At 53.0% G+C, this 13,785-nt stretch carries 14 protein-coding genes and 1 CRISPR repeat array; all 14 genes read left to right on the top strand.

Annotation, left to right across the window (positions count from 1 at the left end; all coding sequences use genetic code 11):
* The first annotated feature begins 91 nt into the window (after positions 1–91).
* Positions 92–2,251, top strand: coding sequence for a CRISPR-associated helicase Cas3' (gene cas3, locus KQI12_RS05470; RefSeq protein WP_216571178.1), 2,160 nt, complete (start codon positions 92–94; stop codon positions 2,249–2,251).
* A gap of 184 nt (positions 2,252–2,435) precedes the next feature.
* Complete coding sequence (gene cas5c, locus KQI12_RS05465) at positions 2,436–3,098, top strand: type I-C CRISPR-associated protein Cas5c (RefSeq protein ID WP_216571176.1); 663 nt, start codon at positions 2,436–2,438, stop codon at positions 3,096–3,098.
* Positions 3,095–4,840 (top strand): type I-C CRISPR-associated protein Cas8c/Csd1, encoded by a 1,746-nt coding sequence (cas8c, locus tag KQI12_RS05460; protein ID WP_216571174.1) that lies wholly within the window; start codon positions 3,095–3,097, stop codon positions 4,838–4,840. The genes cas5c and cas8c overlap by 4 nt, the downstream gene beginning before the upstream one ends.
* Positions 4,833–5,726, top strand: a complete 894-nt coding sequence (cas7c, locus tag KQI12_RS05455; protein WP_216571172.1) for a type I-C CRISPR-associated protein Cas7/Csd2 — start codon at positions 4,833–4,835, stop codon at positions 5,724–5,726. The genes cas8c and cas7c overlap by 8 nt, the downstream gene beginning before the upstream one ends.
* Entirely contained in the window at positions 5,723–6,385 is a 663-nt protein-coding gene (gene cas4, locus KQI12_RS05450; RefSeq protein WP_216571169.1) for a CRISPR-associated protein Cas4, read from the top strand. Before cas7c ends, cas4 begins: the two co-directional genes overlap by 4 nt.
* Positions 6,382–7,413, top strand: coding sequence for a type I-C CRISPR-associated endonuclease Cas1c (gene cas1c / locus KQI12_RS05445; RefSeq protein WP_216571167.1), 1,032 nt, complete (start codon positions 6,382–6,384; stop codon positions 7,411–7,413). The genes cas4 and cas1c overlap by 4 nt, the downstream gene beginning before the upstream one ends.
* Before the next feature lie 6 nt (positions 7,414–7,419).
* On the top strand, positions 7,420–7,710 hold the full coding sequence (gene cas2 / locus KQI12_RS05440) for a CRISPR-associated endonuclease Cas2 (RefSeq protein WP_216571164.1): 291 nt from the start codon (positions 7,420–7,422) through the stop codon (positions 7,708–7,710).
* 181 nt (positions 7,711–7,891) lie between these two features.
* Positions 7,892–8,322: a CRISPR direct-repeat array (repeat unit 33 nt; unit sequence GTCGCACCCCGCGAGGGGTGCGTGGATTGAAAT).
* Between the two features lie 71 nt (positions 8,323–8,393).
* Complete coding sequence (locus KQI12_RS05435; RefSeq protein WP_216571162.1) at positions 8,394–8,717, top strand: hypothetical protein; 324 nt, start codon at positions 8,394–8,396, stop codon at positions 8,715–8,717.
* Positions 8,718–8,742: 25 nt separating this feature from the next.
* A complete protein-coding gene (locus tag KQI12_RS05430; RefSeq protein WP_216571160.1) occupies positions 8,743–9,288 on the top strand; it encodes a hypothetical protein in 546 nt (181 codons plus the stop codon).
* A 20-nt stretch (positions 9,289–9,308) separates the two neighbouring features.
* Complete coding sequence (locus KQI12_RS05425; protein WP_371817972.1) at positions 9,309–9,566, top strand: GDSL-type esterase/lipase family protein; 258 nt, start codon at positions 9,309–9,311, stop codon at positions 9,564–9,566.
* A gap of 140 nt (positions 9,567–9,706) precedes the next feature.
* On the top strand, positions 9,707–9,937 hold the full coding sequence (locus KQI12_RS05420) for a hypothetical protein (protein ID WP_253290816.1): 231 nt from the start codon (positions 9,707–9,709) through the stop codon (positions 9,935–9,937).
* A 5-nt stretch (positions 9,938–9,942) separates the two neighbouring features.
* Entirely contained in the window at positions 9,943–10,668 is a 726-nt protein-coding gene (locus tag KQI12_RS05415; protein ID WP_216571158.1) for a M48 family metallopeptidase, read from the top strand.
* Positions 10,669–10,868: 200 nt separating this feature from the next.
* On the top strand, positions 10,869–13,574 hold the full coding sequence (locus KQI12_RS05410) for an AAA domain-containing protein (RefSeq protein WP_216571156.1): 2,706 nt from the start codon (positions 10,869–10,871) through the stop codon (positions 13,572–13,574).
* Between the two features lie 2 nt (positions 13,575–13,576).
* Positions 13,577–13,783 carry a hypothetical protein gene (locus tag KQI12_RS05405; RefSeq protein ID WP_216571154.1) on the top strand — a complete coding sequence of 69 codons (207 nt, stop codon included), beginning with the start codon at positions 13,577–13,579 and terminating at the stop codon, positions 13,781–13,783.
* Positions 13,784–13,785: the final 2 nt, after the last annotated feature.

The following is a 13,785-nucleotide window of genomic DNA, read 5'->3' as shown; positions in this document are numbered from 1 at the left end:
TTGGCAGGGTATTTTTGTAGACAGAGAGCGGATGATCAAGCCGTCACTATGGAAAACATCGGCTTTGAAGCTCGTATATGAGGAGGACTATATGGAATATTTCGCCCATATTTCCGAGGATGGCCTGCGCCGCCAGACCGTCAAAGAGCATCTGGAGGGAACGGCGTCCCTGTGCCGGACGTTTGCGGCGGCTTTCGGAGCCAAAGAGCAGGGGGAGCGGGCAGGCATTGCCCATGATATCGGCAAATGCACAGAGGACTTTCAGGATCGTCTGCTGCGGAATGGGCCGGTAGTGGACCACGCGGCGGCGGGAGCGCTGTCCTGCGTGAAGGAGGACCCCTGCACGGCGGTCTGCATCGCGGGGCACCATACCGGATTGCCGGATGTTGGAAACCCAAAAGTGGACCGCGCATCAGACCGCACGTTCTGCGGGAGAATGAAACGGAGCATGGAACGACATGATCTGGAGCGATGCGGAGAGAGTGGTGCGGCGTTTCCAACACCATCCCGATCGGCCCCGCCCGTCAAAAATAGTCTGCAGGTCTCCTTTTGGATCCGAATGCTCTACTCCTGCCTGGTCGATGCAGACTTTCTCGATACAGAACGATTTATGAACGGCGATCGGGGCCGCGGCCGATATGATGGGATAGAAACGCTGCTGGATCGGTTGGAAATACACATCGCAAAGTGGAAGGTACCCAAAACAGAATTGGATCGTCTGCGATGTGAGATCCTGGACACATGTCTGGAGAAAGGCTGTGAGCCAAAGGGAGTCTACACTCTGACGGTACCGACCGGCGGTGGAAAGACCGTGGCGTCGCTGGCCTTTGCACTGCTCCATGCCAAAGAACACGGCATGGAGCGGGTGATCTATGTCGTTCCCTATACTTCTATCATCGATCAGAATGCTCAGGTATTTCGGGAGATCCTCGGGGATGATAATGTGCTGGAGCATCATTCCAATGTGGCATTCGACCTTTCGGACGGCGCGCCGCCGGAGAAGGTGCGCCAGGCTTTGGCTGCGGAGAATTGGGATATGCCGGTCATAGTGACCACAGCGGTACAATTTTTTGAGTCGATGTATGCCAGCCGTTCCTCCCGATGCCGGAAGCTCCATAGCCTTGCTAACAGCGTCATTATTTTTGACGAGGCCCAGATGCTGCCTCTGCAACACCTTCGGCCCTGCGTGGCGGCGATGGCCTCTTTGGCGGAGCAGTTCCATTCTACGGTGGTGCTGTGTACGGCCACCCAGCCATCACTGGATGACCTTTTGCATACATATGCCCCCAGCTGTCCGGTGACGGAGTTATGCCCTCAAACGGCAGAGCTGTATGACCGCTTCCGCCGGGTGAGTTTTCGCCAGGTGGGACTACTGACGGATGAAGCTTTGGCGGAACAGCTCGGCAGACAGGAACGGGGCTTGTGTATCGTCAATAGCCGTAAAGCGGCTCAGGCGATATTCGATCGACTTCCTGAGGAGGGAAGCTTCCATCTCTCTACCCTGATGGTCCCAGCCCAGCGGAAGATGCTTTTGGATGAAATACGGAAGCGTCTGAACGAGGAACTGCCCTGCCGGGTAGTGTCCACGTCTCTGATCGAGGCGGGCGTGGATGTAAACTTTCCGACCGTCTACCGGGAAATGGCAGGACTGGACTCCATTTTGCAGGCAGCTGGGCGATGTAACCGGGAAGGGAAAGACCCGGCAGAGAAAAGCGTGGTGACGATCTTTGAGCGGACTGAGCTACCGCCGGTACTGTTTCGCACAGCCATCGGCGCGGCCCGAGAGGCTATGGCCGGAGGCCGAGATCCCGGCGCACCAGAGACCATGGACCGCTATTTCCACAGTCTGCGGAGCCTGAGCGGGGATGTGCTGGACAAGTATGGCGTAGTCAAAGCGTTTGAAAAGGGGATAGAGGGGTGTGGACTGCCCTTCCGGACGGTAGCAGAGCGATTCCATCTGATCGACCAGGATACTTACACAGTATATGTGCCCTATGGAGATGGGGCGGAACTCATCCGGCGGCTTCAGAAGGGGGAGTGTTCCAAGACGCTCTATCGTCAGTTGGGGCGCTATTCTGTACCAGTATATGAGCGGCACTTTCGGGCGTTGGATGCCGCCGGGGCACTGCTGAAGGCAAGAGAAGTCCCGGGCCTCGACGACCGCAGCGCCATCTTGAACGATATGGCCTTGTACAACGAGCAGACGGGTCTTTCTCTGGAGCCGGAGAACGGAAAAGCAGAATTCGTATGAAGTCCGTTTTATGGAACGATCCCTGGTGTATCTTAAGAAAAACGGCAAAAGGGCGGAAAGCCCCGCCCTTTTGCCTGTTGGAATAACCATCCTATATTATCTTTCGACCCACACCGCGTTGCGGTGACAAAGAGACGAAGAAGCAGTATCATAGAGGCAGATAAAGAACGAAGGGAGTGATCTTATGGCGATCCAAGTAGAGGTCTGGGGAGAGTACGCGTGCTTCTCACGGCCTGAGATGAAGACTGAGCGCGTCAGCTATGACTGCATGACGCCTTCTGCCGCCCGGGGACTGCTGGAAAGCGTGTACTGGCATCCAGGGCTCAATTGGATCATCGACCGCATCCGCGTGTGCAGTCCGATCCGTTTCACGAACATCCGGCGCAACGAGGTGAAGGACACTATCAATGCCCGTAAGGTGAAGTCAGTCATGGAGAAAGGGAATGGCGAGCTGTATCTGGCAACGACGGAGAGCATCCAACAGCGGGCGGCCATGGTCCTGCGGGATGTCCATTATGTCATAGAGGCTCATTTCGAGATGACGGAGCGGGCCAACCACAGTGACAACCCCGGCAAATTCCAGGATATCATCAAGCGGCGGCTGGAGCGGGGACAGTGCTACAGCATGCCCTATTTCGGGACGCGGGAGTTTTCGGCTCACTTCCGCCGCTGTGGAACGGTGCCCCCGTGCCCAGAAGAGTTGAAGGGCGTGCGTGACTTGGGATGGATGCTCTGGGACGTGGACTATAGCGATCCGCAGGATATCAGATTCCGGTTTTTCCGGGCAAGTTTGGTAGACGGCGTCATGACGATCCCGACCATAGACAGCGGGGAGGTGATGGGATGATCCTGCAAGCCTTGACCCGATATTATGAGGATCTCCTTGGCAGGGGAGACATCGCGGCCCCTGGCTGGGGGCCGGCCAAGATCGGTCATGCACTCTGCCTGGATGAGGCCGGACAGCTGACGCAGGTCATCCCTACGGTGGAAGAAGAGGAGAGGACGAAAGGCAGGAAAAAGGGCTTACAGCCCCGGATGTTCCGGCTCCCGGCGGCGGTGAAACGCACCGTCGGGATCGACTCCAACTTCCTTTGGGACAACTCTTCCTATCTGCTGGGCGTGGATCAGAAGGGAAAGCCAGAGCGGAGCCGAAAATGCTTCGCCGCGGCGGCACAAAAGCATCACGCGGTACTGGACGGCGTGGATTCGCCGGTCGCCCGAGCGATCCTGGCTTTTTTCGACACGTGGAAGCCCAGCCAGGCGGCGGAGCATCCTGCTCTGGCCGGACAGTTCGACGAGGTGACATCGGGCGCGAACCTGCTGTTCCGGGTGGATGGCCGCTTTCCGCAAGATGATGTAGCGATCCGGGAGGCGTGGCAGCGTTATCAGGACAGCGGCGACCCGGAGGCTACGCGGATGCAGTGCCTTGTGACTGGAAAGATGGAGGAGATCGCTGCGGTCCATCCTGCCATCAAGGGGGTGCGGGGCGCACAGTCCAGTGGCGCGGCATTGGTCTCATTCAACGCGCCGGCGTTCTGTTCCTACGGACACGAGCAGAATTTCAACGCGCCGGTCGGAAAATACGCGGCCTTTGCCTACACCGCGGCACTGAACCATCTGCTTGCCGATAAAGACGGTGTACAGATGATCGGCGATACCACCGTGGTCTGCTGGGCGGAGGGGGCCGACCCGGCCTATCCGAGTATTTTTGAGGCAGCGTGTTTTGGCGTGGAGTCCGGTCTGTCGGACAATGATCTTCGCGCGGCCATCAAGCGTCTAGCAAACGGCCTCCCCTGCGATGATTTGGGCATCGACCCGGAACGGCCCTTTTATATCCTTGGTTTGGCTCCCAATGCGGCGCGGCTCTCCGTCCGTTTCTTCCTCCGGGATAGTTTCGGCAGACTGATGAAGAATGTGAACGATCATGATGAGCGGCTGGAGATCATCCGCCCATCCTATGCAAGACCCGGTACATTGTCCCTGTGGGCGTTGCTGCGTGAGACAGTAAACCTCAATTCCCGCGATAAAGCGCCGTCCCCTGCCATGGCAGGCGCCACTGCCCGGGCTGTGTTCTCTGGAGGACTGTATCCGGCGTCGCTATTGGAGGCTGTCATGTTGCGCATCCGGGCGGAACGAAACATCACTTGGGGGCGCGCCGCGATATTGAAAGCATATTATTTGAGAAATACACATGAGGATTGTCCAAAGGAGGTCTTGACCGTGAGTCTCAACGAGGAGAGTACGAACCCTGCCTACACCCTTGGCCGCCTGTTTTCAGTCTATGAGGCAGCACAGCAGGCCGCGAATCCTGGCATCAACACGACTATCAAGGATAAATATTTCAATTCCGCGTCGGCGATGCCAGCCAATATCTTTCCGATACTGAACAACCTCTATCAGAAACACCTGCGGAAGCTGGAGCCTGGCAAACGAGTATACTATGACAAACAGGTCAGTGTCCTCAAAAGTGTGCTCGGAGAGAGTTATCCCGCCCGAATGACGCTTTCCCAGCAGGGGGCGTTTGATCTTGGCTACTATCACCAGACGCAGAAGCGGTATACGAAGAAGGAGGAAGAGAAAAATGTCTAAGCCCATCAAAAACCGGTATGAATTCGTAGTGCTGTTCGACGTGGAAAACGGAAACCCCAACGGCGACCCTGACGCGGGCAATATGCCCCGAATGGATCCGGAGACTGGCTATGGGCTGGTGACGGATGTGTGTCTCAAACGCAAGATCCGCAACTTCGTGGAGACGGCCAAGGAGGGCGAGCCGGGCTACCGCATCTATATCAAAGATGGCGTGCCGCTGAACACCAGCGATAAAGAGGCTTGTACCTACGTGGGCGTGGATCCGGAAAAGCTGAAAGAGGCCAAAAAAAAGGACGACCAGCTGGACCGTAAACTCCGGGATTTCATGTGCGCCAATTTCTATGACATCCGCACCTTCGGCGCGGTGATGACCACCTTTGTCAAGGGGGCGCTGAACTGCGGACAAGTCCGCGGTCCTGTGCAGCTCGGCTTTGCCCACAGTGTGGACCCCATCCTGCCTCAGGAGATCACCATCACCCGTGTGGCGATCACCACGGAGGCGGACGCGGAGAAGAAAGGAACAACGGAGATGGGACGCAAGTACATCGTGCCTTATGGTCTGTACCGCGTGGAGGGATATATCTCTGCCAATCTGGCCCGCAAGACCACCGGTTTTTCGGAAGAAGATCTGGACCTGCTGTGGACAGCGATCTTGAATATGTTTGAGAACGACCATTCCGCGGCCCGGGGCAAGATGGCGGTCCGGGAGCTGATCGTGTTCAAGCATGACTCGGAACTGGGATGCGCCCCGGCCCATAAATTGTTTGACCTGGTGAAAGCCACTCGCAACGATGGAGTCACTGCCCCAAGAAGCTATAAGGACTACACTGTGACTGTGGACGAGACGCATCTGCCGGATGGCGTGACCTGCACACGGATGGGGTGATCTATCCTGAGGAGGATTTCCTCCAGCTTTCGGGCTTACAGCACTTCAAATTTTGCCGTCGGCAATGGGCGCTCATCCACATCGAAGGACAATGGGCAGAGAACTTCCGCACGACAGATGGATCGATCTTCCACGAGAAAGCCCATAATGGCAATCCCTGTGAGAGCCGAGGCGATCGGCTCATCACCCGTGGGATGCGAGTGTTCTCTCCCACATTGGGAGTTTCCGGTGCCTGTGACGTATTGGAGTTCCATCGGAGCAGGGCTGGGATTCCTTTGAAAGAACGGGATGGACTATGGCAGCCCTATCCGGTAGAATATAAGCGTGGACGCCCGAAAGAACACACAGCGGACGCACTGCAGCTGTGTGGACAAGCGCTGTGTCTGGAGGAGATGCTATGCTGTGAGATCCCGGAGGGTGCCTTATACTATGGAGAGATCCGGCGGCGTGAGAAGATCATGTTCACGCCGGAACTGAGGCAAGAGGTAAAAGAGCTTCTGATGGAGATGCACCGCCTGTACCAGCGGTGCTATACTCCAAAGGTGAGGCCCGGAAAAGGCTGCAATGCGTGCTCTATGAAGGAGTTGTGCCTGCCAAAGCTGATGCGCGGCAAGTCTGTCTCGGAGTACTTGCGCCGCGGGATGGAGGTGGATCCATGAGACAGCTGCTCAATACGCTTTTTGTCACTTCAGAGGATGTATACCTGTCTCTGGACGGGGAAAACGTAGTGGCGGGCCGACAGGGGACGACCGTGGCCCGCTACCCGCTCCACACCCTTCAAAGTATCGTCTCCTTTTCCTATGCAGGGGCTTCTCCGGCTCTGATGGGGGTCTGCGCTCGGCGTGAGATCGGCCTCGTCTTCTGCTCTCCGAGAGGCCGGTTCCTCGCCCGGGTATCTGGCCCGGCACAAGGGAACGTCTTATTGAGGCGGATGCAGTACCGTACAGCGGATGATCCGGTCCAGAGCTGTCGCATCGCCCGAAACATGATCTTTGGAAAAGTGTTCAACACCCGCTGGAGCGTAGAGCGCACCCGACGGGACCATGGACTGCGGGTGGATGACGAGCGCCTTGCGGCTGTGTCAGGACAGCTGCAAGACTTGCTGACCAAGGTCGCGGAGGAAACAGCACTGGACCGTCTGCGGGGCCTGGAGGGCATCGGCGCTGCGGCCTATTTCGGTGTGCTGGACGAGATGATCCTGCGGGAAAAAGAAACATTTTTCTTCCATCAGCGCAGTCGACGCCCACCATTGGATGCATTCAATGCGCTATTGTCCTTTGCCTACAGCCTGCTCGCCCATGACTGCGCCTCAGCGCTGGAGAGCGTGGGATTGGACGCCTATGTGGGCTATCTCCACACAGATCGGCCAGGGCGGGAATCTCTGGCGTTGGACCTGATGGAAGAACTGCGCCCGTGCTTTGCAGACCGCTTCGTGTTGACCATCGTGAACGATCGGGTGATGAAGCCGGCAGACTTTGAGATACAGGAGAGTGGGGCGGTCTTGATGAGGGATACCGCACGCAGGACTTTTTTACAGAAGTGGCAGGAGCGGAAAAAAGAGAGCATCACCCATCCGTTCCTGGAGGAGAAGATCCCCTGGGGGTTAGTACCGTATGTGCAGAGCCTGCTGTTGGCCCGGTACCTTCGAGGTGATCTGGATGCATACCCACCATTTTTGTGGAAGTGAGGGCTTATGCTGGTACTCATTACGTATGATGTCAACACAGAGGACGCCGCTGGGCGGAAGCGTCTGCGGCAGATCGCCAAGCAGTGTGTAGATCATGGCCAGAGAGTACAGAACTCTGTGTTCGAATGCCTGTTGGATACAGCTCAGTGCCGTAGTCTGCAAAGCAAGCTCTGTAAACTTATGGACCCGGAACGGGACAGCCTGCGGTTTTACTATCTGGGGAAGAAGTATGAGAGCAAGATCGAACACTTTGGATGCAAGCAAAGCTACTTGCCAGAGGATACGTTGATGGTGTAGTGCGAATGGCAAGCGCACAACGATCTTCAGGGAGGTTCGCACTGGCAAATCATTGCGACTGCCAGAAAAGGAGATGAGACTTGAGCGGGTGATGTGCTTTGACAGGCGGTATATTGCCGGAAGAAGAAACGATTTTGCCTGTTGTGACAAGAACGTACAGGGAAATTTGTGCGTTTTTGCTGTCGCACCCCGCGAGGGGTGCGTGGATTGAAATGTGAGATCGGCGGGAACTGTGAGACTGTCTGCGTGTCGCACCCCGCGAGGGGTGCGTGGATTGAAATCTCCAGGCCACGCAGTCGATGAAATCGGTGGTCGTCGCACCCCGCGAGGGGTGCGTGGATTGAAATTATCTACCGGGATCGGGAAGGCGTATATCCATGTCGCACCCCGCGAGGGGTGCGTGGATTGAAATAGCGTGAGGGATAATGACATATCGGCCAGGCTTGGTCGCACCCCGCGAGGGGTGCGTGGATTGAAATTCCTCCCCGTCGTAGTGCTGGCCTTTGAAGACCGTCGCACCCCGCGAGGGGTGCGTGGATTGAAATATCGTTTCGGACAGCAAGGAAAATCCCATCGGCCGTCGCACCCCGCGAGGGGTGTGTGGATCGAAATTGAATAAGGACAGATACCACAATATTTTATTGGTTTTTCCTACCGTCGCATTACTACTGGAAAACGCCAGAATGATGCAGAAGTTTGTTTCGGACAATGAGTTGAATTACCAAATTGTCAAAACCGTCGATGTGACGATTGATGATGAAACGAACTACATATTTGTTTTTACTCCAGAGTGTGCACTACAGCTAATTGTAGCTTTTCCAAATTTGAGAATAGATTTCTTCTTCTTTGATGAGGTTTACAAAATTGACGAAGATTATTGTGCTGATGGGACTGAGGAAGACGAGGATAAGAATGGTTTAAAAAATCTACGGAAATCCAAGGCGGATGCTTCTTCACAAGAGTTTCTCAATGAGGACAGAGGAAAAACTTTTAGAATAGCATTATAAATACTCTAATGGTGATCCTTACAGAGTGATATTTTATAATGATATTAGTGATAATGATTGGCCGAAAATTACGGATGAGATTATCACCAATATTATCACAGAATATCTCAATCAATCGACAATAGAGTATAATCGACTACGATGGTTTTATCGGAGATTAACTCAAATTGGTCATCCTGGCGGTATTGATGTTACCCTGGACAATATTGAGAGGTTAACCCCGTGCTTTGCTAATGTATGCATGTACTTAGGCTCCGTTCAAAAAATACCACCTGAAAAATGGAAAGATATAGGTACACGAACATTAGCTTTGCTTAAAACGGATGTCGTAAAAACCAATGAATACTTTCGACTACTCTTGTTGAGTCTTTTTACAAGAAATGAGCATGTTAATCATTTTGCTTCGCTGATTCGTACTTACGCTCATTCAGAAGCACTTGCGAGAAGAGAAATCGTCCTTTCAGCAAAACAAAATAGTGCCAATGATTGGTTGCGGCGAGAGGATGAAATATATCAACCAAGTCTCGCGACCAGAGGGGGTGTTTGTCTGCTTCATATTCTCAATACCTAACACCTACTTGCCTGAAAGAAATGCATAGGATGAAAGTCATTTGCTTCGGCGATTCCAACACCTACGGCGATGACCCCCGGGGCTATTTCGGCGAGCGCTATGATGCGGACTGCAGGTGGATGGACATTCTGACCGTGGAGACCGGATGGACGATTTCCAACATGGGTCAAAACGGCCGGGAGATTCCCGCCGCAGCCCCAGCCTTTCCAGCTGACACCAATCTGCTAATCGTCATGCTGGGAACCAACGACCTACTCCAGGGACGAAGTCCGGAGTAGGCCATCGAGCGGCTGGAGAGGTTTCTCTCCGGCATTTCCGTGAGCAGCAACAAAATCCTGCTGATCGCACCGCCGCCAATGGCTATGGCGCCCAGGCGTTTTACGGTGTTCTGTCAGCAGTATTCGACGAAGCGAAGGAAGTGGAAGTTTCTCCTGATTTTGTTGCGGAGATTGCGGAAGAGATTAGAAAAATTGTGGCCAATCACAGTCAAGTGGACTGGACCAACAACAAAACAATCCACGACCGAATCTCGCAGGATATTGATGACCTTTTTTATGGCTATGAGAAAGAGCGAGGATTAAAACTGTCTTTTGACACCATTGATAAAATCATCGAAAATGTCAAAACAGTAGCACTTCGGAGGTTTTGACAGCAATGGCGCAGAAAAGAACCGTCGTATATGAAAACAACGAGATCCTCTACCTGCTGGAACAGAAGCAGGTAAAAAATCTCAATCTGCGGGTTCATAAGGACTGCATGGTTTATGTTTCAGCTAATCCAGATATCCAAGCTGAAAAGGTTGACGATTTTGTAGTGAGCAAAGGAGCTTATATTCGCTCAGCACAAAGAAAATTTCGTGAGATAGCGCAGTATGCCCCTCAACCCAAGCAATATGTCAGTGGAGAGACTTTCTATCTGCTGGGCAGAGGAGTTCGCCTGAAAGTGGAGAAAAATGTGCGGGACACAATTTCCTCTGATGGGATTTATCTGTACCTTTGCGTGAAGGAAACGGAAGATTTTGCAAAAAAGCAAAAGATGGTGACCCGTTACCTGGATGAGCAGTGTCAATGTATTTTCAGTGAAATTATTTTAGAGACCTACCCCGTATTTCAAAAATATGGGGTGCCGATGCCAGAATTACGGATTCGGAATATGGAGACCCGATGGGGATCTTGTTTGGCCCAAAAAGGAGTTGTCACACTGAATAAGAGGCTGTTAGAAGCACCACGCAACTGTATCGAATATGTCGTGATGCACGAGCTCTGCCACTTCGTTCATCCAAATCATTCGAAGCAGTTCTATGCGTCCTTAACGATGCTGATGCCGGACTGGAAACAGAGAAAGGAAGCCCTGGATAAAAGCGCGACTTTCTGGTTGTAAAATTCTGTAAAGAGATATTTTCAATGTCTCAGCGCGCAATCACGATCTTATTCTCCAAGCTGTGTGCTGATGGCAATGGGGAGTCCAGAAGAGCCGATTGGAAGTTCTATCCGGGTTAGATAGGGGATATCCAGTTGGCCCAGATTGAATTTGGTGGACTGCTGGAATATGTTATAAGTTTGGTTGAATAGGAGATGCCTATGGACGCACGAAAGCACTTGATCATCATAAAAGGAAAAGACCAGACGGACTCGGTTGCGAGCTTTCGGTTCCATGACGGGAAGTGCGAGGTCGTCTATACCAGTGCGCCCAATAAGTCATACAGCTTTCAGCATAGCAATGTGGAGATCCTACCCCTGCAAAAGAAAATCGACCCTGCACGGGTGATTGTCACCGCAAATGGGCAAACCATCAGCGAAATTGATGAGTTGCTCGACTTCGGTGGGTATTATCGTATTGTCCGCAAGGGGAAGAGAGATTTATCGTTCCATAGGAGCGAGGTGCAGTTCCAGCAAAATTGCCTGGCAGACGGTAAAAATCAAGAAACATTCCAATATTTCAAGGAGACTGCCGCTGCAATCAGTCTGGTGGCGGAAAACGGTATCAACATTCTAAGCGTGCAGTATGACAAGATCCAGCAGGTCAGCGAGGATACCGTGCTGGCAAGCTATCTTGCACCGCAAAAAGACGTCAAGATGCCCCAGATGCCGGAGGCGGTGATCTATCCGTTTGGCCTGAACCAGAGCCAGAAGCTGGCGGTGGAGCGGGCGCTTTCCTCCAAAATCAGCATCATTCAGGGGCCTCCCGGCACAGGGAAAACGCAGACGATCCTGAATATCATTGCCAATGTTGTCCGCAGTGGAAAAACCGTGGCGGTTGTCTCCAACAACAATTCCGCAACGCGTAATGTTGTGGAAAAGCTGGAGAAGAAAAATTCAGCTTTTATGACTGCGTTTCTCGGCAGCCTTGCCAACAAGCAAAAGTTTCTGGAGGCTCAGACCGGTGTCTATCCAGATATGAGCGATTGGGAGATGCCGCCGGAGGAACGGCAGCAGTTAGATCAGGAAACAACTACGCTGTCCAAAGAGCTGAATGAAATGCTCAACGCCAAGAACCGCATTGCGGAAATTGAGCAGGAATTTTTGCAGCTGAATCCGGAGCAGCACTATTTTGAAGAGTACTATGCGACTTACAGCGACGCGCCGATGGAGAGCCTGGACAAGCTGTCCTCGCAGAAAATCCTTGCGCTCTGGATGGAATTTGAACAACACGCAGAGCGCGAGAGCCGCTTAGGACTTTTGCAAAAACTCTCCATCATGTTCCGCTTCAATCGCAATGCGCTCAAACTGTTCCTCCGTTCTCCGAATCTGGTCATTCCCTATTTACAGAGTCAGTTTTATTCGGTGAAGAGGCGGGAACTGGAGGCCGAAAAGCAGGAATTGAACCGAAAGCTGGAGCGCTACGCTTTCGATGCGAAGATGGACGAACTCACAGAAAAGTCCCTGCGGCTGTTCCGGGCGGAGCTGGCAACACGGTATCATTGGCGGAATAATAGGCGATGCTTTGAAAAAAATGATTTCCGCCGGAATTCCGCGGAGTTTACCCGTGAGTACCCGGTGGTGCTCAGCACGACCTATTCCATTAAGGGGACGCTGAGCATTGAACATATCTATGATTACCTAATCGTGGATGAGGCCTCGCAGGTCGATTTAGCTACTGGCGTTTTGGCATTTTCCTGTGCGCGGAATATCGTGATTGTCGGGGACTTAAAGCAGCTTCCCAATGTGCTGACAGAGGATGACATTCGCACCAGCGATGCCATTTGGCAGAAGTACTCCTTGGATGAGCGGTATCGCTTTTCTACCCACAGTTTGCTGTCCTCTGCATTGGAAATATGGCAGGATGCGCCTGTTACGCTGCTGCGAGAACACTACCGCTGCCACCCGAAGATCATCAACTTCTGCAACCAGAAGTTCTACCATGGGCAGTTGATCGTTATGACAAAAGACCATGATGAGCCGGATGTATTGACCATGTACCGGACGATTGCCGGTAATCACGCCCGTGGGCATCTCAACCAGCGCCAGATCGATGTCATCCAGCAGGAGGTGCTTCCGCGGCTGCATCAGCAGAATTTCCGGAGCATCAGTATTATCACGCCATATCGGGATCAGGTGACAGCCATCCGCAAGCAGTTGGGAGATACTTATGAGGTGGACACCGTCCACAAGTTTCAGGGGCGAGAACAAGATGCTATCATTCTGACCTCAGTCGACAATGTCATCACAGATTTCGTGGATGATCCCCATATGCTGAATGTGGCGGTTTCACGTGCGGTTCATTCGCTGGCGGTGGTCACATCACAGGACCCGCGCAATGACCAGACCAACTACGGCGACCTGACGCGGTACATCGAATATAACAATTTTGAGGTTATTCAGAGCCAGGTCTACTCCGTATTTGATATGCTCTATCAGGGCTATGCCGAGCAACGCAGAGCATATCTGCAAAAACATAAGCGGGTATCGGAGTATGATTCCGAAAACCTTATGTACTCCGTGATTCAGGAAGTGCTGTCCGATGAGGAATTTTCCTCCATCGGTTGTGCGGTACATGTTTCTCTTGCAACGTTGGTGAAGGACTATGAGCCACTGACAGAGGAAGAGAACAAATATGCCCGCAATCCGTTGACACATGTGGATTTTCTGCTGTTCAATCAGATGGATAAGCAACCTGTGCTGGTGATTGAAGTAGATGGTGGCTCCCATAAACCGGGGAGTAAGCAGGCGGAGCGAGATATAAAGAAAAACTCCATTCTGGAGAAGTGCGCCGTCCCGCTGCTGCGCCTCCGCACAGATGGTAGCGGGGAAAAAGAGAAAATCAAAAATGCACTAAAGAGGGACTGATTATGCCGAAAATTATCAGGAACGCAATCAGATGTAAGAAATGCGGAGATATCATCGAAAGCAAAACCGTCCATGATTTCAAGTTTTGCAGCTGCGGCTCCTGCGCCGTGGATGGCGGCCGCGACTACCTTCGCAGATGCGGAAATCGTGAGGATTGGGAAGAACTATGTGAAGTGGAAAAGCTGGAGGACAACGGCGCGTCGGCTTAATT

It is taken from the genome of Pseudoflavonifractor sp. MSJ-37 (assembly GCF_018917965.1).
GTDB lineage: Bacteria > Bacillota > Clostridia > Oscillospirales > Oscillospiraceae > Pseudoflavonifractor_A.
The sequence above is the reverse complement of the archived record's forward strand: the minus strand, read 5'-3'. Positions and strand labels throughout refer to the sequence as shown.

Bases quoted from the DNA above. Each gene is read 5' to 3' on its own strand.
- cas1c (WP_216571167.1), top strand. From the start codon at position 6,382: ATGAGACAGCTGCTCAATACGCTTTTTGTCACTTCAGAGGATGTATAC.
- cas8c (WP_216571174.1), top strand. From the start codon at position 3,095: ATGATCCTGCAAGCCTTGACCCGATATTATGAGGATCTCCTTGGCAGG.
- cas5c (WP_216571176.1), top strand. From the start codon at position 2,436: ATGGCGATCCAAGTAGAGGTCTGGGGAGAGTACGCGTGCTTCTCACGG.
- cas3 (WP_216571178.1), top strand. From the start codon at position 92: ATGGAATATTTCGCCCATATTTCCGAGGATGGCCTGCGCCGCCAGACC.
- KQI12_RS05405 (WP_216571154.1), top strand. From the start codon at position 13,577: ATGCCGAAAATTATCAGGAACGCAATCAGATGTAAGAAATGCGGAGAT.
- cas7c (WP_216571172.1), top strand. From the start codon at position 4,833: ATGTCTAAGCCCATCAAAAACCGGTATGAATTCGTAGTGCTGTTCGAC.
- KQI12_RS05415 (WP_216571158.1), top strand. From the start codon at position 9,943: ATGGCGCAGAAAAGAACCGTCGTATATGAAAACAACGAGATCCTCTAC.
- KQI12_RS05425 (WP_371817972.1), top strand. From the start codon at position 9,309: ATGCATAGGATGAAAGTCATTTGCTTCGGCGATTCCAACACCTACGGC.
- KQI12_RS05410 (WP_216571156.1), top strand. From the start codon at position 10,869: ATGGACGCACGAAAGCACTTGATCATCATAAAAGGAAAAGACCAGACG.
- cas2 (WP_216571164.1), top strand. From the start codon at position 7,420: ATGCTGGTACTCATTACGTATGATGTCAACACAGAGGACGCCGCTGGG.
- KQI12_RS05435 (WP_216571162.1), top strand. From the start codon at position 8,394: ATGATGCAGAAGTTTGTTTCGGACAATGAGTTGAATTACCAAATTGTC.